Here is a 25,113-nt window from a genome sequence, read left to right as displayed (position 1 = left end):
TAAGAAGCCTTGCTGACGCCCTGCATGCTGAAAAAAACTTCTCAGGTGTTGCCCACGTAAGGATTGGTCTTGCGCTCACGGCCAAAGCTGCTTTCCGGGCCGTGGCCGGGCACGAACACCGTCTGGTCTCCCATGGGCCACAGACGCTGAACGATGGAGTCGATCAACTGCTGGTGGTTGCCTTGGGGGAAATCGGTGCGCCCGATGCTGCCTGCAAACAGCACGTCGCCCACAAAGCAGCGATCAATTTGCGGCGCGTGGAACACCACATGCCCGGGCGTATGGCCGGGGGTATGCCGCACATGCAAAGTTTCCTGACCCACGCGCACGGTGTCACCATCGTGCAGCCAGCGCGTCGGCTCAAACGATTGCGCAGGTGGAAAACCAAACATCTCACCCTGCTGGGGCAGGCCGTCGATCCAGAAACGATCGCCCTCATGCGGCCCGATGATGTCCAGCGGCTGGCGGGCCGCCAGCTCTGCCACGCCCCCTGCATGGTCAATGTGCCCATGCGTCAGCCAGATGGCCTTGAGGTTCAGGCCCAGCCGCTCAATCTCCCACTCTATGGTTTCCAGCTCTCCGCCTGGGTCAATGACCGCTGCATCTTTGGACTGGTCGCACCACACCAAAGAACAGTTTTGCTGGAATGCGGTAACAGGCAGGGTGTGATAGTGGAGCATGGGGCAAGTGGATATCCGGTTTGGCAGCCATTGTGGAGCATGCCGGGCACATCAAAAAGCCTTGTGCATCAACATGGCACAAGGCTTGGCATCCCAGCTACGGCAACTTAGCTGCCCAGCTTGAGTACACCGCGCATGATGAACGAGTGACCGGGGAAGGAGCAAAGGTAGGTGTACTCCGTACCCGCCTTGAGCTTGGAGACATCAAAGTCAAACGTGGTGCTCTCGCCCCCGCCAATCACCTTGGAAAAAGCGATCACACGGGTATCCCCCGGTTTGACGTATTCCGCTGCTGCCCCCGCCTTCATGCCATCGGCGGCGGCAGCATTGGCGTCAGCAGTGGTGGTCAGCACAATGTTATGGCCCATGGACGACTTGGGCATCTTGCCGGTGTGCTTGAGGGTCATGGTGTATTTGGTGCAGGCCTTGGGCACCTCTACGCTTTTGATGTTAAACAGCATCTGGTCATTACCCTCGATGGTGATGGCGCAGTCTGCGGCCATGGCAGGGGTTGCGATTGCACCAGCAGCCAGCACGGCCACAGTCATCAAAGTCTTCTTCACGGTCAACATCCTTTGGAGTCGTTCAAGGTGAGGCAGCAGCAAAAAACTGCATCGATTCCAAATTTTGCAAGATGTGCCTTCAAAAAGACCGATTACCAAACCTACATGCAACAAATCACGCCTTTTAGCTGTTATTTTTTGACTCGCATCAAAGGTGATAACACCTCAGGCCAATGCTCTGCTTTTATTTAAATAGCTATCATCGCTTACCTGCAAATGATTTCAGATATAAATGACTTTGAAATCATTAAAAACAAAGCGCTGGTAGCTATCAAAAAACACAGCCATTGCTACCAGCTGTATCCAATGCGACTAACCCAGCGGATTGCGGGCACGCACAGCGTGCTGGCACGTGAGCAGACCAGCTAGCATGCGCCTGTATTAGCCCCACCCACACATCGCTCTGCCGCACTTTGCATAATTTATTCTCTTCTTCGATTTGCGCTGTTGTGAATACATCCCCTCTTGCGGTCCCTGCTCTTCCGCCCACCTTCACCGAACGAGACTTTCGCAATGCCCTGGGTCAGTTCACCACTGGCGTGACGGTGGTCACCACTGTGGACGCACAGGGCCATCCGGTGGGCATGACGGTCAGCTCGTTCAACTCGGTCTCTCTGGACCCCGCACTGGTGCTGTGGAGCGTGGCCCGCAGCGCTGGCAGCTACCAGGCGTTTGCACAGTGCAGCCATTACGCCATCCATGTGCTGGCCAGCCACCACAAGGATCTGGCTTTGCAGTTCGCCCAGCGGGGCATTGACCGGTTTGCAGGCGTGGCATGGCAGCCCAATGCGCATGGCGTGCCCTTGCTAGAAGACGCGCTGGCCACCTTTGAATGCCGTGCACGCAGCCAGTACCCGGAAGGCGATCACCTCATCATGGTGGGAGAAGTGCAGGACTGCCGCCATGCGGCCAACGCCAGCCCGCTGCTGTACCACAGCGGCAAAATGCGCTGATCGCACTGCACTGTCTGCATAAAAAAAACCGCAGACCCAAACCAGGGTGCTGCGGTTTTTTTGTGGCTGCAGTGAGCGGCTGGCGCTTAACGCGGCACGTCTGGCAGCTCGATTTTCACTTCCAGCACTTCCAGGTTTTCCTGGCGTTCCAGCTGTACTTTGATGTCTTCGGGGTTGATGGACACGTATTTGGAGATCACCGCCATCAGCTCGCGCTGCAAGGCCGGCAGGTAGTCGGGCTGAAAACCTGAGCCGCCGACGCGTTCGCGCGCCAAGATGATTTGCAGACGTTCCTTGGCCACCGACGCGGTTTTTTTCTTCTCACCCAAGAGCATGGAAATAATGGACATAGCTACTTACCTCCCGCCAAAGATGCGTTTAAAAAACCCGGGCTTGTGGGCCTCGGTAAAGCGCATGGGCTTGTCCTCTCCCAGAAAGCGAGAAATCACGTCCTTATAGGCTTCAGACACATCGGATTCATCCATGTGAATGGCTGGCACGCCCTGGTTAGAGGCCTGCAGCACCGTTTCTGACTCCGGGATCACGCCAATCAGCGGGATACGCAGAATGTCTTCGATGTCCTGGATCGACAGCATCTGGCCGTCTTCCACACGGTTGGGGTTGTAGCGTGTGATCAGCAAATGCTCTTTCACGCTGTGCCCATTCATCGCCTTGTCGGTCTTGGAGCCGAGCATGCCCAAAATGCGGTCCGAGTCACGTACGGAAGACACTTCGGGGTTGGTGGTCACCAGCGCCTCATCGGCAAAATGCATGGCCAGCAGCGCGCCGCTTTCAATGCCTGCTGGAGAGTCGCACACGATGAACTCAAAGCCCATGGCCGACAAATCATCCAGCACCTTCTTCACCCCTTCTTGGGTGAGTGCATCTTTGTCGCGGGTTTGCGAAGCAGCCAGTACAAACAGGTTGTCGCACTGCTTGTCTTTGATCAGCGCCTGGTTGAGGTTGGCCTCACCCTGAATCACGTTGATCAGGTCATACACCACGCGCCGCTCGCAGCCCATGATCAGATCCAGATTGCGCAGACCGACGTCAAAGTCAATCACGGCGGTCTTGTGGCCGCGCAAAGCAAGGCCAGAAGCAAAACTTGCGCTTGTGGTGGTTTTGCCAACGCCACCTTTACCAGAGGTCACTACGACAATTTTGGCCATGTTTGCGGGATTCCTTAAAGAAGCATCTTGTAAAAATACGGTTCAGAGGGGACTGCGGCTGAGGCCTCATGCTAAACGCATGGGCTCAATCACCAATTTTTCACCCTCTAGACGGGCTTGTGCAGGCTTGCCCGCAATGTTTTTGGGCAAGTCGTCTTCCAGCGCCCGGTAATTGCCTGCAATCGACAGCAGTTGCGGCTCCATGCAGGTGCTGAAAATACGGGCCTCTGTATTGCCTCGAGCCCCCGCCACTGCACGCCCACGCAAAGGGGCATAGATGTGCACATTGCCGTCAGCAATCACTTCGGCACCATAGCTCACCACCGCCATCACGACCAGATCGCAGCCTCGTGCATAGACCTGCTGGCCCGAGCGCAGGGGCTTGTCCACAATCATGGCATTGGGCGCGGGGGCTGGCACTTCGCGCAGCACTTCTACCTCACGGATCACCTCCACCTCACGCACCACTTCCTTGGTGCGCACCGGGTGCGCGTCTGGAGCGGGCATGAGGCCTGCGGCATGGGCTGCCGCCATTTGCTCGACCGAACCATTGCACACCGCCACCGGCACCGTGCGGTGGCGCTTGAGCAGCTTGATCAGTTTGGGGAAATCAATGGCATCTGTGCTGTCACGCACATGCTGCAAGTCGATCAACACAGGGTCGTTGTCGAAGAAATCGGGATCGTCTGCCAAGCGCTGCGCCAGATCCGTTGCCAGCACCGAGACTTGGGTGTCCCGCAATGCCACGGCCATCACGGCAAGCTGTGCACTTTTAAGATCAAAGCTGGATCGGGCTACGCCCTGCGAGTCAACGGCCATGGTGAGGAGTGCGGTTAGAAGAAGGGGCGCGAACTCAAAACGTACGAAGTGTACCCCGCAAGCTTATACAGCCAATACGGCACCATCGGTGCCATACCACAAGGTGCATACCCACCTTTTTCAGACAGGGGCTGCATGGGCCTGTTTTTTCTGCTGTGCATAGTCCACAAACCACCCCAGGCTGCCGGGGTTGGCCATGGTGTCCTGGTTCACCACTTTGGCCAGCGGCTGGCCCAGCAGCAGCTTCTTGATCGGCAGCTCCTGCTTTTTACCAGTCAGCGTGCGTGGAATCTCTGCCACCTGAACGATTTCATCGGGCACGAACCGCGGTGACAAGGCCTGCCGGATGGCGGCCGCCAGTCTGGCGCGCAAGGCATCATCCAGCAGCAAACCCTCTCGCAGCACCACAAACATGGGCATAAAGCTCTCGCGCCCCAGGTATTCCAGGTCCACCACCATGCTGTCCAGCACCTCGGGCAAAGCTTCTACCGCACTGTAGATTTCGCTGGTGCCCATACGCAGGCCATGGCGGTTGATGGTGGCATCACTGCGGCCATAGATGGTGCAGCCGCCATCGCGGCTGACCTTGAGCCAGTCACCGTGGCGCCATACGCCGCCCATCTCTGGCGCGCCATCTCCACCGCCGGGCTGGCGGCCATGGCCTGCCGGGTACATGTCAAAGTAGCTGCTCAGATAACGCTGGTTGCCCTGGTCACCCCAAAAATACAAAGGCATTGACGGAATAGGCTGGGTACATACCAGCTCGCCCACAGCCTCGCTCACGGGTTCTCCCGCCTCGTTCCATGCCTGCACTGCCGCGCCCAGCATGCGGCATTGCATTTCTCCCACGTGCAGGGGCAGTTCGCGGTTGCCGCCAATGAAGGCACCACAGAAGTCGGTACCTCCAGACAGGTTGTTCCACCAAATATCAGGCGTGCCCATGCGCGCAAACTGCTCCGTCCCCCACGCCTGAACATCGGGCGATAAAGGCGAGCCCGTGCTCCCCAGGCCCGTGATGCGGCTGAGGTCACCACAGGCAGCCAGATCCAGCCCGGCTTTCATGCAGTTGGCATAAAAGGCAGCGCCCGCACCAAAGCTGGTCACCCGATGGCGCGCGGCAAAGCGCCACAGCACACCCCAGTCCGGCTGGTCTTTGCTGCCCCCGGGGCTGCCGTCAAAAATCACGCAGGTGGTGCCGCCCAGCAAGCCTGCTACCTGAGAGTTCCACATCACCCAGCCGGTCGAGCTGTACCAGTGAAAGCGCTCGCCCCAGCTGGCCGGGTCGTAGCTGCAGCCCACATCGTTGTGCAGGGCTTTCATGGCCAGCGCCACCAGCACAATGCCGCCGTGGCCGTGCACGATGGGTTTGGGCAGGCCCGTCGTACCGCTGGAATACACAATCCACAGGGGGTGATCAAACGGCAGCCATTGCGGGGTGAACGCAGCCACCGCGGCATCGTCGCGGGCCACGGCATCTCTCCAGCTGGCGCAATCGGCCACAGGCTGCGTCGCAAAGGGCGTGTGCAACACCAGCATGTGCTCTACGGTGGGCAGCTGTGCCCGCAGCTCACTGGCAATCTGGCCGCGGTCCATGGCTTTGCCTGCGTAGTACACGCCATCTACCGCAATCAGCACCTTGGGTGCAATCTGCTTGAAACGATCGAGCACCGCAGCGGTGCCCATGTCGGGCGAGCACACGCTCCACACACCGCCCACGCTGGCCACGGCCAGGAAAGCCACAATCGTTTGCGCAATGTTGGGCAAATACGCAGCCACACGATCACCGGGCTGCACACCTTGCGCCTGCAGGTGCAAGGCCAGCGAAGCCACCTGACGGCGCAGCTCGGGCCACGACAGCTCGCTGACCTGTGCCAGCTCATTTTCAATCACCACAGCAGGCATGCCTGCCGCATGCGCGGCATCCACATGGCGCAGCACCTGCTGCGCGTAGTTCACCTGCGCCCCCGGAAACCACTGCGCCCCCGGCATCACATTGCGGCCCAAGGCGGCACTGTGCGGCGTGGGTGACTGCATCTCAAAGTAATCCCACACGCTTTGCCAGAAAGCATCCAGATCGGTCACCGACCATTGCCACAGCGCGTCATAGCTGTCAAAACGCAGGCCACGCTGCTGCTCCAGCCACGTCTGGTAGCGGCGAATCATGGGAATGCGGCGGATTTCAGTCGGTGTAGATGTAGGCATGCCTACAGCCTAGCGGGGTGTCTGGTAGCGCACCATGCCAGCGCCACGGATTGACAAACGGCAAGCTTTCTACCGCTGATCCGGTTTCTCAAGAAGTCGCACCCATGCCATGCCATTGATGCAGTGCAAGCCACCAGCCAGTCAAATCGACGCACAATGCGCCGTCAGCACTGACAAAGACAGCCCTCCGACCGGGCCACAATAGGCCCACTTCCACAGTGATTGCACACATGTCCATGAACACCGATGTCCTCATCGTGGGCGCAGGTCCTGCCGGCCTTTCGCTCGCCATCTCCCTGGCCCATGCGGGCTTGCAAGCCACGGTTCTGGAACTGCAAGACGAAGCTCAACTGGCCAACCCCGCCCCCGATGGGCGCGAAATCGCCCTGACCCACCCCAGCGTGCAGACCTTGCAGCGCCTGGGCACCTGGGCGCGCCTGCACGACCACGAGATTGGCTCCATCCGCGAAGCCATCGTGCACGACGGCCCCGTGGGCCAGCGCACGACGCTGGACATCGTCTCTGAAGGCAGCGGCACCGATTATCTGGGCCGCATCGTGCCCAACCACGCCCTGCGCCGCACGGCCTGGGACGTGGCCAGCAGCACCGCCGGGATCAAGCTGATTACTGGCGCACGCGTCACCAAGGTCAACACCTGCAGCACCCACGCCGAAGTGCACTACACCACAGAGGACAAGGGTGCACGCGTCGATGCCGCACCATTGATTGCTCCGCTGGTTGTGGCCGCAGACAGCCGCTACTCTGCCGTGCGCCGCATGCTGGGCGTGGGCGCGCAGATGACGGACTTTGGCCGCAGCGTCATCGTCTGCCGTCTGAGCCACACCCAGCCGCACGAAGACAAGGCCCATGAGTGCTTTGGCTACGACCGCACCCTGGCCATCTTGCCGGTGCAGCCCGACCCTGAGACCGGCGAACTGCTGTGCTCTGCCGTGGTCACCACCGACTCTGCCGATGCGCAGCAGCTCATGCAGCTGTCGCCCGAGGACTTTGCGGCCCACGTGCAGCAGCACTTTCAGCACCGCCTGGGCAACATGCAGCTGGTAGGCGAGCGCCACATTTACCCCTTGGTGGCCACTTACGCACACCATTTCAGCGGCGAACGCTTTGCCCTGCTGGGTGACGCTGCCGTAGGCATGCACCCGGTCACAGCGCACGGCTTTAATCTGGGACTGTCTGGCGTAGAGCGACTGACGGCAGTCATCGTCGCAGCACACGCTGCCGGGCAAGACTGGGGCAAGGCCAGCGTGCTGGCACCTTATGCCCAAGGCCACCACCGCCACGCATGGCCCATCTTTCAGGGCACCAATACGGTGGTCAAACTGTTTACCGATGCCCGCCCTGTGCCCCGCCTGGTGCGCCAGGCGCTCATTCAGGTCTCACGCCGCATGCCGCCCGTCAAGGCTGCCATCGTGGCGCAGCTCACCGGGCGCAGCCCCTGGGCACTGATCAGCCGCCAGTTGCCGCGCCCGCCGTTTTTTCCGCGCAACAGCCGCTGAAAAAACCACCGTCAAAGATATGAGTGCCTTACGCCCATGCACGCTTGTTTTCAAATGCATTTCACATTGAAGTCAAGCACACATAGGCGTCAGTAGCTCCTAAAAATAGAGTTTCGTAAAAATCACGCTGGCACGTTGTCTGCTATCCCTTAGCTGACAGGCAGGCACGTGTGCGCTGCATGGTCATGTCGCGCACGGAGGAAAGCCTCTAACATCGCGCCAGCAATTTTTACGGAGCAATAAAAATGGGAATGTTTTCCTGGACTGAAAAGTCCTCCGCCGTGCTGCAAAACGGCGGTGTTATCGGGCCAGACGAACGTCTGCCCTGGGGCCAGACCAGCCTGATGGGTATTCAGCACGTGATCGCCATGTTTGGCTCGACCGTGCTGGCACCCATCCTCATGGGCTTTGACCCCAACGTGGCCGTGCTGATGAGCGGTATCGGCACCTTGATCTTCTTTCTGATCACAGGCGGCAAAGTGCCCAGCTATCTGGGCTCCTCGTTCGCCTTCATCGGTGTGGTCATTGCCGCTACCGGCTTTGCCGGCCAGGGTGCCAACGGCAACATTGGTGTGGCGCTGGGCGGCATCATCATGTGCGGCCTGGTCTACACGCTGATCGGGGTGCTGGTGCACATCATTGGCACAGGCTGGATTGAGCGCTTCATGCCACCTGTTGTCACTGGCGCCGTGGTGGCCGTGATTGGCCTGAACCTGGCAGCTATTCCCGTCAAGAACATGGCGGCCAGCAACTTCGATGCGTGGATGCAGGCTGTGACCTTTGTATCCGTAGCACTGGTGGCCGTGTTCACCAAGGGCATGCTGCAGCGCCTGCTGATCTTGATTGGCCTGATTGTGGCCAGCATCATCTACGCTGTGCTGACCAACGGCATGGGTCTGGGCAAACCCATCGATGTCAGCGGCATTGCCAACGCCGCCTGGGTGGGCCTGCCCACCTTCCACAGCCCGGTGTTTGAAGCCAACGCCATGCTGCTGATCGTGCCTGTGGTCATCATCTTGGTGGCAGAAAACCTGGGCCACATCAAGGCCGTCACGGCCATGACCGGCAAGGACATGGACAAGTACATGGGCCGCGCATTCATCGGTGACGGTGTGGCCACCATGGTCTCTGGCTCGGCTGGCGGCACCGGTGTGACCACTTATGCAGAAAACATCGGCGTGATGGCTGCTACCCGCATCTACTCCACCGCCGTGTTTATGGTGGCCGCAATGCTGGCGGTGCTGCTGGGCTTTTCGCCCAAGTTTGGCGCGCTGATTCAGGCCATTCCGCTGCCTGTGATGGGTGGTGTGTCCATCGTCGTCTTTGGCCTGATCGCCATTGCGGGTGCCAAGATCTGGGTGGACAACAAGGTGGACTTCTCCGACACCAAGAACCTGATCGTGGCCGCTATTACCCTGATTCTGGGCACCGGCGAGTTCACCCTGAAGTTTGGCGATTTCGCTCTGGGCGGCATTGGCTGCGCCACGTTTGGAGCCATCATCATGTACGCCCTGCTCAGCCGCGCCAAGACCCACTGATCACCGCGCTGTACAGCAGCATCTGGTGTGCAACCGGCCCTTGAACGGGCCGGTTTTTTTATGTGCTGAAGACACGCTGTGCCTCTTTGTCGCAATCTAGGTGTTTACCCTTAATCAATTGGTGTGAGCAAGCACTTCTCTGCACTGTCATTAATTCCAAAGGGTTAGAGACGCTCAATCACTGCCACGCTATTCTGTAGCAAAGGGTTAACACTGATACCATCGCCCTCGGAGATTGGGACTTGCAGAGATGCATGCAGAACCACAACAGGCGCACTATTGCGTGCCCGCATTGGGGTGGATACACACCCCCCTGCGCATCTCTCGCATCCTAGAAAAGCCGCCCCAGCAGGTGGCTTGTATTTGCAAAGTTGGAGAAACCTCGATGAGCCTGGCAGACCGCGTCCGCTACCCACAATTTCACAATCGCATCATGTCGGCCGAAGCCGCCGCCGCCCTGATTCCGCATGGCGTCAACGTTGGCATGAGCGGCTTCACCGGTGCGGGCTACCCCAAAGCGCTGCCCCAAGCCATTGCAGCACGTGCCAAAGCTGAGCACGCCGCTGGCAAGCCTTACAAAATCAATGTGTGGACCGGGGCCTCAACCGCCGCCGAATGCGATGGCGTCATGGCCGATGCGCACGCACTGGGCCAGCGCCTGCCCTTCAACACCGACCCGACAGCGCGCAAGGCCATCAATGCTGGTGAAATTGATTTCATCGACATGCACCTGTCGCACGTGGCGCAGCATGCATGGTTTGGTTTTCTGGGCCCCATGAGCGTGGCCGTGGTGGAAGTGCTGGGCGTAACCGCCGATGGCCTGCTGATTCCCTCCACCGCAGTGGGCAACAACAAGACCTGGCTGGAAATTGCCGACAAGGTCATTTTGGAAGTGAACACCAAGCCGCCCGCCAAGATGGAAGGCATGCACGACATCTACTACGGCACGGCCATTCCGCCGCGCCGCATGCCCATCAACATGACGCATGCCGATGACCGCATTGGCGAGCCTTACCTGAAGGTAGATCCGGCCAAGGTCATTGCGATTGTGGAAACGCACAAGGGCGACCGCGACAACGTGTTTGCCGCGCCCGACGCCAACTCCAACACCATTGCCTCTTCGATCATCGACTTCCTGGCGCACGAGATGAAGATGGGCCGCCTGCCCAAGGAAATGCTGCCGATTCAGTCGGGGGTGGGCAACGTCGCCAACGCCGTGCTGGCAGGCCTGCAGCACAGCCCGTTTGAAAACTTGCTGGGCTTTACCGAAGTGCTGCAAGACGGCATGCTGGAGTTGCTGCGCACCGGGAAAATGAGCAAGGCCTCTGCCACCTCCATTTCGCTGGGCGCTGCAGCCTGCAAGGACTTTGAGGACAACATCGACTTCTATCGCGAACGCATCATCTTGCGCCCGCAGGAAATCTCCAACCACCCCGAGCTGGTGCGCCGCCTGGGCATCATTGCGATGAATTCGATGATCGAAGCCGACATTTACGGCAACATCAACTCCACCCACGTCATGGGCACGGGCATGATGAACGGCATCGGAGGTTCGGGCGACTTTGCGCGCAACGGCTACCTGTCGTTCTTTGTGACACCTTCTGTAGCCAAGGACGGCAAGGTCAGCTGCATCGTGCCGATGTGCTCGCACGTTGACCACACGGAACACGACACGCAGATCATCGTCACCGAGCAAGGTCTGGCCGATTTACGCGGCCTCTCGCCCAAGCAGCGCGCCAAAGTCATCATCGACAAATGCGCCCATCCGGACTACCGCCCCATGCTGCACGACTACTTTGACCGTGCACGCAGTCAGGGTGCACAGCACACACCTCACATCCTGACCGAGGCACTGAGCTGGCACCAGCGCTTTGTCGACACAGGCGACATGCGCGCTTGATGCTGCGGGCATGCTACGTGCCCTGATTGGCCACCTGCGGTGGCTCAACGGTCACGAAAAAAGTCAACTGCTTTGCAGTTGGCTTTTTTATAGGTTGAACTTTGCGCCGTTGAAAAAAACTTTCCGCTCAGCGCCCCCTTTAGGCCATCTTCACCGCAATAAAGGCCAGCAGAAACATCATGGCGGCCCCAACCAGAGGCAGCACCACAGGCATCACGTGCACTACGGCTTCCACAGCATCTTCGGGCGGCTGTGTCACAGCAGGATCGTGGGATTGATTCATCAACAAGACCTCCTTACAGCAAGCGGGTTACACAAAGACCGGGTGTCTCAGACACCACGGCTGGCAATTCATTCTAGGCAGCACGCTGCGTACTTCGCCACAGGCAAACCCTGAGACTGCTGTCAGACCAGCAGATGCCTGCAGCAGCACTTCAGGAACAGCCGCTTTACACGCGCATGGCTTCCATGCCCGCATCCCGCAGGGCTTTGAGCACCTGCTCAATGTGCTGCGTGTTGCGGGTTTGCAGGACAAAATCGATTTCAACATTTTGAGCCGCCAGCATGGTGAAGGCGCGCTGGTGGTGCACCTCTTCAATGTTGGCCCCCGCCTCAGCCACGGTGGCGGTGATCTTGGCCAGCACACCGGGTATATCGCGTGCGCTCACGCGGATGCGCGCCAGCCGCCCGGATCGCGCCATGCCGCGCTCGATGATGGCTGCCAGCAGCAGAGGATCGATATTGCCGCCCGAAAGCACCAGGCCCACCTTCTGGCCCTTAAATTTGTCTCGGTGGCGGATCAGGGCTGCCAGTCCTACAGCGCCAGCGCCTTCTACCAGCGTCTTTTCAATCTCCAGCAGCATGAGCACCGCCTGCTCAATATCCCCCTCATCCACCAGCAACAGCTCATCCACCCGTTCGCGCACCACTTGCTGGGTGATCTGCCCCGCAGTAGCGACTGCAATGCCTTCGGCAATGGTGGAAGTGCCCATGGGCAAATGGCTGCCGTGCACGGCATTGAGCATGGACGGGAAACGCTCGGTCTGCACCCCCACCACACGCATGCCGGGCTTGAGCGCCTTGGCTGCCGTGGCAATGCCGGCAATCAGGCCACCACCGCCAATGGCCACCACCAGGGTGTCCAGATCGGGTTGCTCGGCCAGCATTTCCATGGCCAGCGTGCCCTGTCCTGCTGCCACGGCTTCATCGTCAAACGGGTGAACAAAAATCAGGTTTTGTTCTTGCGCCAGTTGGTAAGCATGCTGGCGTGCAGCTTCCAGCGTGTCACCGTGCAGCACCACTTCTGCGCCAAATCCACGGGTGCGCTCTACCTTCACACCGGGCGTAAAACGCGGCATGACGATCACCGCACGCACGCCCATGCGCTGCGCGTGGTAGGCCAGCCCCTGGGCGTGGTTGCCCGCGCTCATGGCGATCACACCTCGGGCCTTTTCTTGCTCCGTCAGCAGCTGCAGCCGGTTGCAAGCACCACGCTCTTTGAACGAGGCCGTGAACTGCAGGTTTTCAAACTTTAAAAACACCTGTGCACCAACAATGTCGGACAGGGTTTGCGATGCCACGCAGGGCGTGTGCAACACGTGGTCGCGCAGGCGGGTGGCGGCGGCTTGGATATCGGAGTAGCTCAGCATGGTGTGCACATTCTGTCCCAATGTTTCAAAGCCCCAGCCCATGCCGCTGCAAAATTCTTTTCAGCTTCGCTGAGCGCCTTGCACTTTTGAATGCTGCATTTCCATGCCTGCCCCATGCGTATTGCTTGCTGTCTGTGCGTGGGTTGCTACGTACTTTTCACTGTCGGCAGCGCACGCTCCAAAATGACCTGAATGTCTGCCGGTGGTACAGCAATGGCTCCGACCACCCAGCCTGAAGCCGTTGTGCCCAGCCGGGTGGCAATGAATGCATCGGCCACTTCCTGGGGCGCATGGCTGCGCAGCAAGCACGCCTGGGCCACCAGCACCAGTTGCTGTACGGTATGGCGCGCGTGGGCTTCTTGCAGCGCAGGAGGCTGGCGCAGCATCTGCGTCAAATCCTGCAAAGCTTTTTGCAGCAGCGGCGCTTGCGATGCTTGCTGGTGCAGGTCCTGCAAAAGCAGGGCCGCCGCTTCAGGCTCTTTGGCCATGGCACGCAGCACGTCCAGACACATGATGTTGCCCGAACCCTCCCAGATGGAGTTGACGGGCGCTTCGCGCAGCAAGCGCGCCAGCACGCTGCTTTCTACATAGCCATTGCCGCCCAGCACTTCCATGGCTTCGGCCGTGCATGCCACCGCACGCTTGCACACCCAGAACTTGGCCGCTGGCGTAAGGATGCGTTTCCACGCGCGTTGCAACGGATCACTTTCCAGCTCAAAGGCCTGTGCCAAACGCATGCCAAGCTGCATGGCCGCTTCACTCTCCAGTGCCAGATCTACCAGCACGCTGCGCATCAAAGGCTGCTGCGCCAGAGCTTTGCCAAATGCCTGCCGCTGGCGCGCATAAGACAGTGCCTGCACGGTGGCCGTGCGCAAGATGGCTGCACTGCCCAGCACGCAGTTAAGCCGGGTCATGCTCGCCATTTCAATGATGGTCGCAATGCCACGCCCCTCTTCCCCCATGAGCACAGCGTAGGCGTCTTCAAACTCCACCTCACTGCTGGCATTGCTGCAGTTGCCCAGTTTTTCTTTGAGGCGCTGAATGCGCACCGCGTTGTGCGTGCCATCGGGCCGCCAGCGAGGGATCCAAAAGCAGGCATGACCACCTTCTTTGCCCACGCGGGCCACCACCAGATGTGCGTCACTGGTGGGCGCAGAAAAAAACCATTTGTGCCCACGCAGCAGGTACGCCGCACCACGCCCACCCGCTCCAATGGGCGTTGCCATGGTGGTGTTGGCGCGCACGTCAGAGCCGCCTTGTTTCTCGGTCATGCCCATCCCCAGCCAGACAGATTTTTTCCCCGCAATCGGGGCATCGGCTGCGTCATAGGAATGGCTGAACAACGGCGCTTGCAGTGCGTGCCATAACGCCGCTTCTTTGCGCAGCAGGGGAATGGCCGCAGTGGTCATCGTTGCCGGGCACAACGTGCCCTGCTCGACTTGTCCATGCAGATAAAAACCACCGGCCCAGGCACTCCAGCGGCCCGGCTGCTCGTTATCAAACGGCAGGCTGATCAGCCCCTGCGCTCGGTACATGGCCATCAGTGCATGCCACGCCGGGTGAAACTCCACAGCATCGATCACACGCCCGCGGGCATCAAAACGCTGCAAAGCAGGTCCATGCTGATTGGCCAAACGGGCCAGCTCCCAGGTATGCCGTGCACCCAGCTGCTGGGCATAAGATTGCAGTTGCGGCAGCCACGCCTGAGCACCTGCACGTTCTAAGGCTGCGCACAGCGCGGGATCGGCGTTGAGCAGGTTCACATCCATCAGCTCGTCGACCTGATTGTGAACTTCGTGGGTGTCCCAAGGGTTCATCACACGCCTCCTTTGTAGAGCACGCTCAGTCTAGGAGAGGCTGAACCCTGCACCAACAGGGTCAACGCTAGCTGCTAGTTGCTCAGCCCGACAACGCGCAGCACTTCCTGACCGTAGGCTTCGAGCTTTTTCGCGCCAATGCCGCTTATGCCTTGCAGGTCGTCCAGTGTTTGCGGGTTGCGCTCGGCAATGCCCACCAGGGTGGCGTCGTTGAAGATGACGTAAGCGGGCAAATCGTGCGCCTTGGCCACCTCGGAGCGCCAGGCCTTGAGGTTGATGAAGCGCACCTGTGCATCCGGCCCCAGATTGATGGCCGCCGCGCTGGTGGGAGATGTGCGCTTGCTGCTGCGCGTGCGTGTGGCAGCCACCGATTCACGCAGCAGTACCTGCATGCCTCCGCGCAGCACCACACGCGATTGCGGTGTGAGGGTGAGCGTGTCGAACACGTGGCCGCTGTTCTCACTGGTGACCTTGTGCAAGCCCAAGGCGCCGGTGGCCAGCAACTGGCGCATGACACCGCGCAGCTGCTGTTCTGAATATTCCTTGCCAATGCCGAACGTCGAAATCTTGTCATGCAGATACTGCGTGACCTTGTCCGTCACCTTGCCGCGCAGCACATCCATGATGTGGCCTGCACCAAAAGTCAGTTGGCTCATTTCATGCACGCGAAAGATGGTGGACAGCAGCTTGCGCGCAGCGTCGGTGCCATCCCAGATGGCGGGCGGGTTCAGGCAGTTATCGCAATTGCCACAAGGCTGCGATGCCTCGCCAAAGTACTGCAGCAGGCGCTGGCGGCGGCAGTCCGTGGCCTCGGCCAGCGTCAGCAAGGCATCGAGCTTGCCGCGCAATGCGGCCTTGAATGCTTCATCGGCATTGCCTTCGTCAATCATGCGCCGCTGGTTGAGCACATCCGAGATGCCATAGGCCATCCATGCGTGTGCAGGCAGGCCATCGCGCCCGCCGCGGCCGGTTTCCTGGTAGTAGCCTTCGATGTTGCGCGGCATGTCCACATGTGCCACAAAGCGCACATCGGGCTTGTCGATGCCCATGCCAAACGCAATGGTGGCCACCACCACAATGCCGTCTTCACGCAAGAAGCGGTTTTGGTGCAGCTGGCGCGTCTCCGATGGCAGGCCCGCGTGGTAGGGCAAGGCGTTGATGCCGTTGTCCTGCAACGTCTGCGCCAGCTCCTCCACCCGGCGGCGCGAGAGGCAATAGACCACGCCAGCTTCGCCTTCATGGTCGTTCTTGATCAAGCGCACCAGCTGGTTGGTCACGTCTTTTTTCTCGACGATGGTGTAGCGAATGTTGGGCCGGTCAAAGCTGCTGACAAACTGCTCGGCCTGCTCCAGATGCAGACGCTCGACGATGTCAGCGCGTGTCAGGTCGTCTGCCGTCGCCGTCAGTGCAATGCGTGGAACGCCCGCGTAGCGTTCGTGCAGCACGCTCAGTGCTCGGTATTCGGGCCTGAAGTCGTGCCCCCACTGGCTGACGCAATGCGCTTCGTCAATCGCAAACAGGGCCAGCTGGCCCTGCGCGAACAAGTCATCCAGCAGGCCCAGAAAACGGGGGGTGACCAGCCGCTCGGGGGCCACATACAGCAGCGTCAGCTGCCCGCTTTGCATTTGCCATTCCACATCCTGCGCCTGCTGCCAGTCAAGTGAGGAATTGAGAAACGCCGCCTTGACGCCCGCCTCATGCAGGGCCCCCACCTGATCGTGCATGAGTGCAATCAGGGGCGAGACCACGATGGCCACGCCATGACCTTGCTGCTGGCGCACGATGGCCGGTATCTGGTAGCACAGGCTTTTGCCGCCGCCCGTTGGCATCAGCACCAGGGCATCGCCTCCGCCCGTCACATGCTCCACAATGGCTTGCTGCGGCCCACGAAAGGCGTCATAGCCAAAGGTATCTTTCAAAACGGAGTGAACGGCGGACACAGAGAGACCCAATCCAACAACAAAACAAACATCGAGGGCAGTCAGCCCGCCAGGCGCTTATTGTGCGCTGAGGTGCACTTTGCTGAGGGCAAACACATATTTATGGTTTTTCGGCCATGCTTTGTCGAATTCGGCTTGCAGAAAATTGGGTTTTGCGTGGCCAAGATTTAACTGTATTTCCATAAAACACAACGCTTCGCTTTGCCAGCTGAACGCACAAAGGAGAAATAGATATGGTCTACAAGTCTTTCATGATGGCTTCGGCGGGGTTGCTGTGGGCAGCCTCGGCACTGGCACAAACCGCCCCGGCCCCGACGATGTACGTGCAGGCAGGCGCTGGCGACCACCGCAGCGCAGCACTCACGGTGGGTGCCACCTTGCCCTGGCGCAACTGGTCATGGAATCTGGGCAGCGGCACCGTCAGAGGCCATTGGGATGCGTATGTGGGAGGCTGGTCTGGAAAAGATCCGTCGGATCACCGCTTTACCACGGCAGTGATCGGCATCGGGCCCAGCCTGCGCTGGCGCGGCGCGCAAGGCACATCGCCCTGGTTTTTTGAAGCGGGCACCGGCCTGATGGTTTCCAACAAATATTTCTACAACGGTGACGAACGCATGGGAACGCGCTGGAACTTTGCATCGCACCTGGGTCTGGGGCGCAACTTCGGCTCGGCTTCTCAGCATGAGCTGTCGCTGCGCGTTCAGCATGCCTCCAATGCGGGCATTAAAAAACCCAACCCTGGCATTAACTTTCTACAGCTGCGCTACGCCCGGGCGTTCTGAGAAACTGTCACACAGTTAACAACAGCGCCACCGACAACGCCGCATGATGCGGCGTTGTCGCTTAGGAGAACATGTGTATGTCGATCTGGCTCAAACCCACCCAACTGGATGAAATCAACGCCCGCAGCGCCAATACGGCCGTGGCCCATCTGGGCATTGAAGTGACCGAGGTTGGCAACGACTTCCTGGTCGGGCGCGTACCGGTTGATCACCGCACCAAACAGCCTTTTGGTTTGCTGCACGGTGGTGTCAGCGTGGTGCTGGCAGAAACACTGGGGTCGATTGCGGCCTACCACGCCAGCCCTGAAGGGCATGCGGCCGTCGGCCTGGACATCAACGCCAACCACCTGCGTGCGGCACGCAGCGGCTGGGTGACTGGCACCGCACGCCCGGTGCACATCGGAAAAACCACCCATGTCTGGCAAATCGACATGGTCGACGACAGCGGAAAGCTCACCTGCGTGTCTCGCATCACCATGGCCATTCTTGCTCCCAAAGACTGACGCAGCGGCTGCGCCACTGAAAAAAAGCTTCGCATGCGAAGCTTTTTTTATGGATGGCGCCAGCCTTTGCTAGCGCTCATAGGCCTGCCTGGCCAGGGCCTGGGCCAGGATCCAGGCGGGGTCAATCAGCTGCACATCCTGGGCTTGCGTCGCCTGGGGCAATGCCAGTGGAATTTCGGTGCACCCCATGATCACGGGCACATCGCCATAGCGTGCACGCATGGTGGACAGTACGTCACCAAAACACTGCGTCGCCAGTGCCAAGTCTGCACATTTCACTCCGTCATAAATGCCTTGCATCAGCCGTGCAATGCCCTCAGCGTCGGGCACCAGCGGGGCAATGCCGCAAGCGCTCAGGGCCTGGTCATAAAGGCCTGTCTGGTACGTGCCTGCCGTGGCCAGCACCATGGCTTGCTGGGCCCCTTGTGCCTGCAGATGCCGCGCCGTCTCCTGGGCAATGTGCAGCACCTGCAACTGCGGAAACTGGGCCTGCAGCTGCCCATGCCAGACATGGGCCGTGTTGCAGGCCACCGCCACACTGCCAACGCCCAGCGCAGCCAGACGCCCCATGCCTTGCAGCATGTGCAGGGCAGGCCCGGCTGGGCCTTGCGGGTCTGTGCGCAGAGCCTGCGTGCGGTCAGGTATGGGCATTTGCACCAGCCAGTGTTCAGGGAATGCCTGATCACGCACCGCATGCCCATTTGTGTGCAGATACGTGGTGCACGCCTGCACAAACAGGCGTACGAAGTCGGCTCCGGCAGCAGGCCCCATCCCCCCCAAAATACCAACACTGCGTACGGGGAACCCGCTACCAGAAGCCATTTTTAGAACGCTGCCTTGTCGCTCAGCTCCACCAGGTTCTTCTTGAGCGCATCGCTCATGGGCAGGCCCAGTGCAGAGTTGGTGGGAGGAATCGGCTTCATGAACCATTTGTCGTACATGGTGGTGAACTTGCCCGACTTCATCAAGTCGCCAATCACGCCATCGACCAGGGTTTTGAACTTGGGGTCGTCTTTGCGCAGCATGCAGGCATAGGGCTCCACCTGCAGCGCATCGGCCACCACTTCGTAAGCCGCTGGATTTTTGGCGTTGGCAATCAGGCCGAACAGCAAAATGTCGTCCATGCCAAAGGCCACGGCGCGGTCGTTTTCCACCAGCAAGAAGGCATCGGCATGGTCTTTGGGCATGACCACTTCCATGCCCCATTTGTTTTCAGCGTTGGCCTTGCGCAGCACCTGCAAGTTGGTGGTGCCTGAGGTCACAGCCACGGTCTTGCCGTTGAGGTCGCTGTAGTTTTTGATGCCCGAGGTTTTCTTCACCAGCAAGCGGGTGCCGGTATAGAAATGGTTGATGGCAAAGTCCACATCTTTGGCGCGTGTGGTGTTGTTGGTGGTGGAGCCGCACTCCATGTCAATCGTGCCGTTGACCAGCAAGGGAATGCGGTTTTGCGAAGTCACCGCCTGCCAGTTGACCTTCAGATCCTTCTTGCCTGTGGCCTGCTTGACCGCTTCCACAATGGCATTGCTGATATCGACGGTGATACCCACTGGTTTACCGCCATCCAGATAGCTAAAGGGAATGGACGATTCACGGTAGGCCACGGTGATCTGACCACGCTCACTGATTTTGGCCAGGGTATCGGCATGCGCTGTGGCGAGACAAGCCAGACCCATGCTGGCGCAAAGCAAAGTGGTACGAAATTTCATGCAATTTCCCTTGTGATGGCTACGAATTGATAGGCCAGTGTAGGAACGACACTGCTGCGTGTGTGATGCCATTTGCACGCCAACCCATGCCCACAAATTATGGATATGGAAGGGTTTTCACCATGCGGGTGCAGCTATGGCTCATCACAGTGCCCGGCGCACAAATATGGGCATCTCTGGCCAAGCGATTGCCATCCAACTCATAACATCAGGGCATACCCTAGATCGCAAACGCCATGCCCTGCCCTATCTGCCTGGGCCTACAGTTTGGCCAGCAAGGGAGAAACGAAAAATGCATGTGTGTATCGTGGGCGCCGGCATCACCGGCTTGGCAACAGCGTATGTTTTGCAGCAGGCGGGCTACCGCGTCACCGTGGTCGATCGCGGCGCGGCACCTGCGGCAGGCGCCAGCGGCGGCAATGGTGCGCAGTTGAGCTTTGCCTACGTGCAACCGCTGGCAGACTCGGGCATCTGGAAGATGCTGCCCAAGCTGCTGACCGAGAAAGATTCGCCCCTGCGCTTTCGTCTGAAGGCCGATCCCGCACAGTGGCGCTGGGGCCTCGGTTTTTTACAGGCATGCAACAGCGCCACTTCGCAGGCCAGCACGCAGTCTTTGCTCAGTCTGGCGGCAGAAAGCCGCGTGGCTTTTGAGCAGATGCTGCAACAGGAGTCGCTGGATTGCGACCACAAAACTCCGGGCAAACTGGTGCTCTACCCCACGCAGGAAGCGCTAGATACCGCAGCCCAGCAAGTGGCCCTGCAAGCCCGCATGGGTGGTGCCACGCAGCACATCATGAATGCCGCCCAGGTGGCCCGTATTGAGCCCGCACTTGGCAGCTATGCCCCGCGCATGGCCGGTGCGGTCTACACCCCCAGCGAAAGCGTGGTGGACTGCCGCGTGCTATGCGAGCAATTAGCCACCCTTTTGCAGCAGCGCGGCGCAGACATGCGCTTTGACACCACGGTGCACGGTTTTGACGTGCAGGGGGGCAGCATTCATGCGCTGCGCACCGCCACAGGCGTCTTGCAGGCCGATCACTTTGTGCTGGCCAGCGGCTGGGACAGCGCGCAGCACGCCCGCCAGCTGGGCCTGCGCATTCCGGTCTATCCGCTCAAGGGGTACAGCATCACGATGGATACGGCGCAACAAGCCCACGCAGCGCCGCTGGTCAGCGTGACGGACACCACGCGCAAGGTGGTGTTTGCGCGCATTGGAGAGCGCCTGCGTGTTGCGGGCATGGTGGAAATTGTGGGCGCCGACACCACGTTGCACACCGACCGCATTGCCAGCCTGCAGCAATCGACGCGTGAAGTGTTTCCACAGCTCAACCAGACGGCAGATGTGCAGCCATGGACGGGCATGCGCCCCGCTACCCCCACGGGCTTGCCCATCACCGGCCGCCAGCGCGGCGGGCCCGGCAACCTGTGGCTGCAAACCGGACATGGTGCACTGGGGCTGACGCTGGCCTTTGGCTCTGCCCAGCGTTTACTGCAGCAAATGCAGACGGCGTAAACAGCTGCCTGCCAGTTTTTAACTGCCCAGAATTTCTTTCAGCGCCTTGCGCATTTCCTGCGTCATGGCGCGCGCCAGCACAGAGCTGGGCCGCTGGGCCAGATGCAGCGCATTCACGCTCACCGTGATGCGCGGCAGCAGCGGCACCACGTGCACCTTGCGCAGATCTGCAGCAGATGCCGTGCAGCCATCCACAATGGCGGCCCCCAGGCCGTACTCCGCCATTGACAAGGCCGCGTGGTAGGTCTGCACCGTCACCACCGGAGACAGGCCCACACCATGCTCACGGCAGGCCTGGTTGATGCGCATGCCCAGCGGGTCTTTCACATCCAGCGCCACCAGCGGCACATCAATCAAATCCTCCAGCGTCATGCCCTTGGTGTGGATGCGTGATGGCGGCAGCAGCCCCTTGGGCAGCACGCAGTGCATATCGACCTCGGCCAGCGTTTCGTGTTCCAGCGCGGGCTGACCAACAGAGCTGATGACAAAGCCCACATCGGCCTCCTGCAGCAGCAAGGCAGAGACCACCTGCGGCGTATGCAGCGCCTGCACGTTCACTTGCACCTGCGGGTACTTTTGCCGAAAACGCGCCACCGCGTGCGGCAGCACTTCGCGGCTGAGCGCAAACACGCTCAGCACCAGCAGCTTGTCGCTGGCATGGCCGTGGCGCAAATTGGCTGCCAGACGCTGCACCTCGTCGAGCTGCTCGTACAGCCGCTCCACCAGCGGAAAGAGCGCCATCGCTTCATTGGTGGGCGTCAGGCGACCGCGCACACGCTCAAACAGTGGAAAGCCCAGTTGCAGCTCCGCATGCTGCAGCGTGCGGCTGACGGCCGGCTGCGTCACGTTGGTCAAACGCGCAGCGGCGCTGACGCTGCCGGTCTGCATCACCGCATGAAACACCTCAATGTGCCGTAAGCGCATAACCGTCCAACTCCTTGCAAAGGCCGTGTGTTCTACCTGGGGCTTTCAGCAACATGCATGCCCGTATCACAAAAAAAGAGCATGCAGCGCTTTCCAAGCAATGATTTCAGATGTTAAACACCGTGAAACCAATTGTTTATGAGCGTTGTTCGCTCTTTTTTTAGCGTTTCTACCAATGCCCAGCTGACTGTTTCACGCACCCTCTTGCAGCTTGGCCAGGCGATCGCTTTTCCAGTACACATCATCGCCACCGTCCACGCGGTTGAGCACGCGGGCCAGCACAAACATCAGGTCTGACAGGCGATTGAGGTACTGGCGCGGCGCGGCACGCATGGTCTCCACCTCTTGCAGCGCCACCACACTGCGCTCTGCGCGGCGTGCTACGGTGCGGCAGACGTGCGCCTGCGACGCCGCACGCGTGCCAGCGGGCAAGATGAACTCCAGCAGGCGCGGCAACTGCGCGTTGTAGTGGGCCAGCGCTTCATCCAGGCGCAGCAGTGCATCGTCCTTGAGCAGTTCATAGCCGGGGATGGAAATTTCCCCTCCCAGGTTGAACAGCTCATGCTGCACATCCACCAGCACTGCGCGCACGCCATCGGGCAGTGCCTCGCACAGCAGCAAGCCGATGTGCGAGTTCAGCTCATCCACATCACCCATGGCGTGGGGGCGCGCGGTGCTTTTGGAAACGCGGGTGTTATCGCCCAGCCCCGTGCTGCCGTCATCCCCGGTGCGGGTGGCGATTTGTGAAAGGCGATTACCCATAAGAACTCCTGGTTGCGCACGCAAGCAACACGTGCAAAACGGGCATTGTGCGTTACATGATGCTGGCAGATGTTGGTGGGGGAAACAGCCGGCAAAAAGCGTGGACATCAGCCCTTGCATGCCTTGCAATGGAGCCATGTTGAATACGACAAGGACTCTTGCCATGAACACTACCGCACGCAAACCCCACACCTTTGACATGCGCAGCCTGCTGCTGTTTGCCAGCTTGACGGTGGGTGGTACCTCTGCGGTTTTGGCTCAGACGCCGAATACGCCCTCCTCGCAGGCCCCCGCCAAAACAGCACCTGCACCCGTTGCTCCCGCTGTGCAGCCCATCACCCCTTCTGAAGCATTCATGCGCTCCGACCTGAACCGCGATGGGCTGCTGTCGCGCGAGGAAGCAGAAAACCTGCCCAGCGTTGCCGCCCAGTTTGAACAATGGGACCGTGATGGCAATGGCAGCCTGTCGATGGAAGAATTCTTGCTGGGCGTTCAAAAACACAAGTAAGCGCCCTGCTGCAGCGGCGATGCCAGATGCCGGTGTCACCGCTGCGCGGCGAATGCAGCGCCCCCTATTTACGGGGGCCACAGCGGGGCCTGAGGTGGTATTCTTTTTGGCTGCATTTGGAGCCCTACGATGAACGCACCCACCACCTCGCAGCAGTTGCTGCCCCGCGCCATTTCCCCTGAATTTCTGCAAGCGCTGACTGCCCGTTTTGGCACGCAGTGCTCTGTTGCGCAGGCCGTGCGCGAGCAGCATGGCCGCGACGAAGGCTCCATCCAGGCGCCCCCGCCTGCGGCTGTCGTCTACGCGCACAGCACCCAGGATGTGGCCGATACCGTCAAGCTGGCCGCGCAGCACAACGTGCCCGTGATTGCGTATGGCGCAGGCTCGTCGCTCGAAGGGCATTTGCTGGCCGTGCAAGGCGGTATCAGCCTGGATGTCAGCCGCATGAACCAGGTGCTGCGCATCAACGCCGAAGACATGACGGTGACTGTGCAGCCCGGCATTTTGCGCAAGCAGCTGAACGAAGCCATCAAAGACCAGGGCCTGTTTTTCCCCATCGACCCCGGCGCTGACGCCTCCATTGGCGGCATGGCCGCTACACGCGCCAGCGGCACCAACGCCGTGCGCTACGGCACCATGCGCGAGACCGTGCTGGCGCTAGAGGTGGTGACTGCCAGCGGCGACATCATTCGCACCGGCAACCGTGCCAAAAAGAGCGCTGCCGGCTACGACCTGACACGCCTGATGGTGGGCAGCGAAGGCACGCTGGGCATCTTCACCGAGATCACGCTGCGCCTGTTCCCGCTGCCCGAGGCTGTGAGTGCCGCCGTGTGCTCATTTGCCAGCATTGCCGATGCCGTGCACACCGTGATTCAGACCATCCAGATGGGCGTGCCGATTGCGCGTGTCGAGCTGGTGGACGCTGCCACTGTGGCCATGGTCAACAAGCACAGCAACCTCACGCTGCGCGAAGAACCCATGCTGCTGATGGAGTTTCACGGCAGTCCCAACGGCGTGAAAGAGCAGGCCGAACTGGTGCAGGACATTGCGGCCGAATTCAACGCCCAGGGCTTTGAATGGGCTGACACCCCCGAAGAGCGCACACGCCTGTTCACCGCCCGCCACAACGCCTACTTTGCCGGCATTCAAAGCCGCCCGGGCTGCCGCGCCATCACGACCGACACCTGCGTGCCCATCAGCCGTCTGGCGGACTGCTTGCTCGAATCAATCGATGAAGTGAACGCCAGTGGCATTCCGTACTTTTTAGTCGGCCACGTGGGCGACGGCAACTTCCACTTTGGCTACCTGATCGATCCCGATGATGCCGATGAACGCGCCCGCGCTGAAGCGCTGAATCACCGCCTGGTGCACCGCGCCATCGCCATGGAAGGCACTTGCACGGGTGAGCACGGCATTGGTATTCACAAGCAGGATTTCTTGGTCCAGGAGTGCGGCGAGGGCGCGATTGCCATGATGCGCGCCATCAAGCAGGCACTGGATCCGCAGAACATCTTGAACCCGGGCAAAGTCTTTGCACTATAAAAAACAAAGCTATAAGCGCTTGTTATTGCTTGTTTTCAAAGTGTTTTATATCTGAAAACAAGCATGGGCAGGCGTTGGTAGCTCCTGAAAACAAAAAGGCCGCGAATGCGGCCTTTTTCCGGTGGG

At 60.0% G+C, this 25,113-nt stretch carries 23 protein-coding genes; 9 read left to right on the top strand and 14 right to left on the bottom strand.

Annotated elements, in window-relative coordinates; translation table 11 throughout:
- Positions 1–41: 41 nt before the first annotated feature.
- Entirely contained in the window at positions 42–680 is a 639-nt protein-coding gene (locus tag H9646_RS03780) for an MBL fold metallo-hydrolase (RefSeq protein WP_191722005.1), read from the bottom strand.
- A gap of 107 nt (positions 681–787) precedes the next feature.
- Positions 788–1,252, bottom strand: a complete 465-nt coding sequence (gene azu, locus H9646_RS03775; RefSeq protein WP_191722004.1) for an azurin — start codon at positions 1,250–1,252, stop codon at positions 788–790.
- 440 nt (positions 1,253–1,692) lie between these two features.
- Between azu and H9646_RS03770 the strand changes: the two genes are divergently transcribed.
- Complete coding sequence (locus H9646_RS03770) at positions 1,693–2,196, top strand: flavin reductase family protein (RefSeq protein ID WP_191722003.1); 504 nt, start codon at positions 1,693–1,695, stop codon at positions 2,194–2,196.
- A gap of 86 nt (positions 2,197–2,282) precedes the next feature.
- On the opposite strand, the gene minE is transcribed toward H9646_RS03770, so the two are convergent.
- The 4 genes from minE to H9646_RS03750 all read right to left on the bottom strand — a co-directional run bounded on the left by minE (position 2,283) and on the right by H9646_RS03750 (position 6,386).
- Entirely contained in the window at positions 2,283–2,546 is a 264-nt protein-coding gene (gene minE, locus H9646_RS03765; RefSeq protein ID WP_191722002.1) for a cell division topological specificity factor MinE, read from the bottom strand.
- Positions 2,547–2,552: 6 nt separating this feature from the next.
- Positions 2,553–3,365: a septum site-determining protein MinD gene (gene minD, locus H9646_RS03760; RefSeq protein ID WP_191722001.1), complete on the bottom strand. Its 813-nt coding sequence runs from the start codon at positions 3,363–3,365 to the stop codon at positions 2,553–2,555.
- A gap of 66 nt (positions 3,366–3,431) precedes the next feature.
- Positions 3,432–4,184 (bottom strand): septum site-determining protein MinC, encoded by a 753-nt coding sequence (minC, locus tag H9646_RS03755; RefSeq protein WP_191722000.1) that lies wholly within the window; start codon positions 4,182–4,184, stop codon positions 3,432–3,434.
- Positions 4,185–4,304: 120 nt separating this feature from the next.
- On the bottom strand, positions 4,305–6,386 hold the full coding sequence (locus tag H9646_RS03750) for an acetoacetate--CoA ligase (protein WP_191721999.1): 2,082 nt from the start codon (positions 6,384–6,386) through the stop codon (positions 4,305–4,307).
- 230 nt (positions 6,387–6,616) lie between these two features.
- On the opposite strand from H9646_RS03750, the gene ubiM reads away from it, so the two are divergent.
- From ubiM to H9646_RS03735, 3 genes are all read left to right on the top strand, one after another.
- A complete protein-coding gene (ubiM, locus tag H9646_RS03745; RefSeq protein ID WP_225213975.1) occupies positions 6,617–7,903 on the top strand; it encodes a 5-demethoxyubiquinol-8 5-hydroxylase UbiM in 1,287 nt (428 codons plus the stop codon).
- Between the two features lie 245 nt (positions 7,904–8,148).
- The gene (locus H9646_RS03740) at positions 8,149–9,441 is read left to right on the top strand and encodes a solute carrier family 23 protein (protein WP_191721998.1); all 1,293 of its coding nucleotides are present in this window, start codon (positions 8,149–8,151) and stop codon (positions 9,439–9,441) included.
- Between the two features lie 385 nt (positions 9,442–9,826).
- Positions 9,827–11,341: an acetyl-CoA hydrolase/transferase family protein gene (locus tag H9646_RS03735; RefSeq protein WP_191721997.1), complete on the top strand. Its 1,515-nt coding sequence runs from the start codon at positions 9,827–9,829 to the stop codon at positions 11,339–11,341.
- 139 nt (positions 11,342–11,480) lie between these two features.
- Here H9646_RS03735 and H9646_RS03730 read toward each other — a convergent pair whose 3' ends face one another.
- The 4 genes from H9646_RS03730 to recQ form a co-directional block, all read right to left on the bottom strand.
- On the bottom strand, positions 11,481–11,624 hold the full coding sequence (locus tag H9646_RS03730) for a hypothetical protein (protein ID WP_191721996.1): 144 nt from the start codon (positions 11,622–11,624) through the stop codon (positions 11,481–11,483).
- A 166-nt stretch (positions 11,625–11,790) separates the two neighbouring features.
- Positions 11,791–12,990, bottom strand: coding sequence for a threonine ammonia-lyase (locus H9646_RS03725; RefSeq protein ID WP_191721995.1), 1,200 nt, complete (start codon positions 12,988–12,990; stop codon positions 11,791–11,793).
- Between the two features lie 146 nt (positions 12,991–13,136).
- Entirely contained in the window at positions 13,137–14,807 is a 1,671-nt protein-coding gene (locus tag H9646_RS03720; RefSeq protein ID WP_191721994.1) for an isovaleryl-CoA dehydrogenase, read from the bottom strand.
- 74 nt (positions 14,808–14,881) lie between these two features.
- The gene (gene recQ / locus H9646_RS03715; RefSeq protein WP_191721993.1) at positions 14,882–16,747 is read right to left on the bottom strand and encodes a DNA helicase RecQ; all 1,866 of its coding nucleotides are present in this window, start codon (positions 16,745–16,747) and stop codon (positions 14,882–14,884) included.
- A gap of 233 nt (positions 16,748–16,980) precedes the next feature.
- On the opposite strand from recQ, the gene H9646_RS03710 reads away from it, so the two are divergent.
- Together H9646_RS03710 and H9646_RS03705 are read left to right on the top strand one after the other, a co-directional pair.
- Positions 16,981–17,529, top strand: a complete 549-nt coding sequence (locus H9646_RS03710) for an acyloxyacyl hydrolase (protein ID WP_225213973.1) — start codon at positions 16,981–16,983, stop codon at positions 17,527–17,529.
- A 77-nt stretch (positions 17,530–17,606) separates the two neighbouring features.
- Positions 17,607–18,032, top strand: a complete 426-nt coding sequence (locus H9646_RS03705; protein WP_191721992.1) for a hotdog fold thioesterase — start codon at positions 17,607–17,609, stop codon at positions 18,030–18,032.
- Between the two features lie 69 nt (positions 18,033–18,101).
- Here H9646_RS03705 and H9646_RS03700 read toward each other — a convergent pair whose 3' ends face one another.
- Entirely contained in the window at positions 18,102–18,854 is a 753-nt protein-coding gene (locus H9646_RS03700; protein WP_191721991.1) for an aspartate/glutamate racemase family protein, read from the bottom strand.
- 2 nt (positions 18,855–18,856) lie between these two features.
- Positions 18,857–19,738 carry an amino acid ABC transporter substrate-binding protein gene (locus tag H9646_RS03695; protein ID WP_191721990.1) on the bottom strand — a complete coding sequence of 294 codons (882 nt, stop codon included), beginning with the start codon at positions 19,736–19,738 and terminating at the stop codon, positions 18,857–18,859.
- A gap of 292 nt (positions 19,739–20,030) precedes the next feature.
- On the opposite strand from H9646_RS03695, the gene H9646_RS03690 reads away from it, so the two are divergent.
- Entirely contained in the window at positions 20,031–21,251 is a 1,221-nt protein-coding gene (locus H9646_RS03690; protein WP_191721989.1) for a D-amino acid dehydrogenase, read from the top strand.
- Between the two features lie 18 nt (positions 21,252–21,269).
- Here the strand turns inward: H9646_RS03690 and H9646_RS03685 are convergent, their stop codons facing one another.
- Together H9646_RS03685 and H9646_RS03680 are read right to left on the bottom strand one after the other, a co-directional pair.
- Positions 21,270–22,175 carry a LysR substrate-binding domain-containing protein gene (locus H9646_RS03685; protein ID WP_191721988.1) on the bottom strand — a complete coding sequence of 302 codons (906 nt, stop codon included), beginning with the start codon at positions 22,173–22,175 and terminating at the stop codon, positions 21,270–21,272.
- Between the two features lie 192 nt (positions 22,176–22,367).
- Positions 22,368–22,937 carry a cob(I)yrinic acid a,c-diamide adenosyltransferase gene (locus tag H9646_RS03680; RefSeq protein ID WP_191721987.1) on the bottom strand — a complete coding sequence of 190 codons (570 nt, stop codon included), beginning with the start codon at positions 22,935–22,937 and terminating at the stop codon, positions 22,368–22,370.
- Between the two features lie 163 nt (positions 22,938–23,100).
- Between H9646_RS03680 and H9646_RS03675 the strand changes: the two genes are divergently transcribed.
- Positions 23,101–23,445, top strand: a complete 345-nt coding sequence (locus H9646_RS03675; RefSeq protein ID WP_191721986.1) for an EF-hand domain-containing protein — start codon at positions 23,101–23,103, stop codon at positions 23,443–23,445.
- A 129-nt stretch (positions 23,446–23,574) separates the two neighbouring features.
- Complete coding sequence (locus tag H9646_RS03670) at positions 23,575–24,987, top strand: FAD-binding oxidoreductase (RefSeq protein WP_191721985.1); 1,413 nt, start codon at positions 23,575–23,577, stop codon at positions 24,985–24,987.
- The last annotated feature ends 126 nt before the right edge of the window (positions 24,988–25,113 follow it).

The sequence above is a fragment of the Comamonas avium genome (assembly GCF_014836675.1).
Taxonomy (GTDB): domain Bacteria; phylum Pseudomonadota; class Gammaproteobacteria; order Burkholderiales; family Burkholderiaceae_C; genus Comamonas; species Comamonas avium.
This window is presented reverse-complemented; position numbering and strand designations above follow the sequence as displayed.

Bases quoted from the DNA above. Each gene is read 5' to 3' on its own strand.
- H9646_RS03720 (WP_191721994.1), bottom strand. From the start codon at position 14,807: ATGAACCCTTGGGACACCCACGAAGTTCACAATCAGGTCGACGAGCTG.
- H9646_RS03735 (WP_191721997.1), top strand. From the start codon at position 9,827: ATGAGCCTGGCAGACCGCGTCCGCTACCCACAATTTCACAATCGCATC.
- minC (WP_191722000.1), bottom strand. From the start codon at position 4,184: ATGGCCGTTGACTCGCAGGGCGTAGCCCGATCCAGCTTTGATCTTAAA.
- azu (WP_191722004.1), bottom strand. From the start codon at position 1,252: ATGTTGACCGTGAAGAAGACTTTGATGACTGTGGCCGTGCTGGCTGCT.
- H9646_RS03740 (WP_191721998.1), top strand. From the start codon at position 8,149: ATGGGAATGTTTTCCTGGACTGAAAAGTCCTCCGCCGTGCTGCAAAAC.
- ubiM (WP_225213975.1), top strand. From the start codon at position 6,617: ATGTCCATGAACACCGATGTCCTCATCGTGGGCGCAGGTCCTGCCGGC.
- H9646_RS03685 (WP_191721988.1), bottom strand. From the start codon at position 22,175: ATGCGCTTACGGCACATTGAGGTGTTTCATGCGGTGATGCAGACCGGC.
- H9646_RS03695 (WP_191721990.1), bottom strand. From the start codon at position 19,738: ATGAAATTTCGTACCACTTTGCTTTGCGCCAGCATGGGTCTGGCTTGT.
- H9646_RS03780 (WP_191722005.1), bottom strand. From the start codon at position 680: ATGCTCCACTATCACACCCTGCCTGTTACCGCATTCCAGCAAAACTGT.
- H9646_RS03725 (WP_191721995.1), bottom strand. From the start codon at position 12,990: ATGCTGAGCTACTCCGATATCCAAGCCGCCGCCACCCGCCTGCGCGAC.
- H9646_RS03700 (WP_191721991.1), bottom strand. From the start codon at position 18,854: ATGGCTTCTGGTAGCGGGTTCCCCGTACGCAGTGTTGGTATTTTGGGG.
- H9646_RS03705 (WP_191721992.1), top strand. From the start codon at position 17,607: ATGTCGATCTGGCTCAAACCCACCCAACTGGATGAAATCAACGCCCGC.
- H9646_RS03730 (WP_191721996.1), bottom strand. From the start codon at position 11,624: ATGAATCAATCCCACGATCCTGCTGTGACACAGCCGCCCGAAGATGCT.
- minE (WP_191722002.1), bottom strand. From the start codon at position 2,546: ATGTCCATTATTTCCATGCTCTTGGGTGAGAAGAAAAAAACCGCGTCG.
- H9646_RS03680 (WP_191721987.1), bottom strand. From the start codon at position 22,937: ATGGGTAATCGCCTTTCACAAATCGCCACCCGCACCGGGGATGACGGC.
- minD (WP_191722001.1), bottom strand. From the start codon at position 3,365: ATGGCCAAAATTGTCGTAGTGACCTCTGGTAAAGGTGGCGTTGGCAAA.
- H9646_RS03750 (WP_191721999.1), bottom strand. From the start codon at position 6,386: ATGCCTACATCTACACCGACTGAAATCCGCCGCATTCCCATGATTCGC.
- H9646_RS03675 (WP_191721986.1), top strand. From the start codon at position 23,101: ATGAACACTACCGCACGCAAACCCCACACCTTTGACATGCGCAGCCTG.
- H9646_RS03710 (WP_225213973.1), top strand. From the start codon at position 16,981: ATGGTCTACAAGTCTTTCATGATGGCTTCGGCGGGGTTGCTGTGGGCA.
- H9646_RS03670 (WP_191721985.1), top strand. From the start codon at position 23,575: ATGAACGCACCCACCACCTCGCAGCAGTTGCTGCCCCGCGCCATTTCC.
- H9646_RS03690 (WP_191721989.1), top strand. From the start codon at position 20,031: ATGCATGTGTGTATCGTGGGCGCCGGCATCACCGGCTTGGCAACAGCG.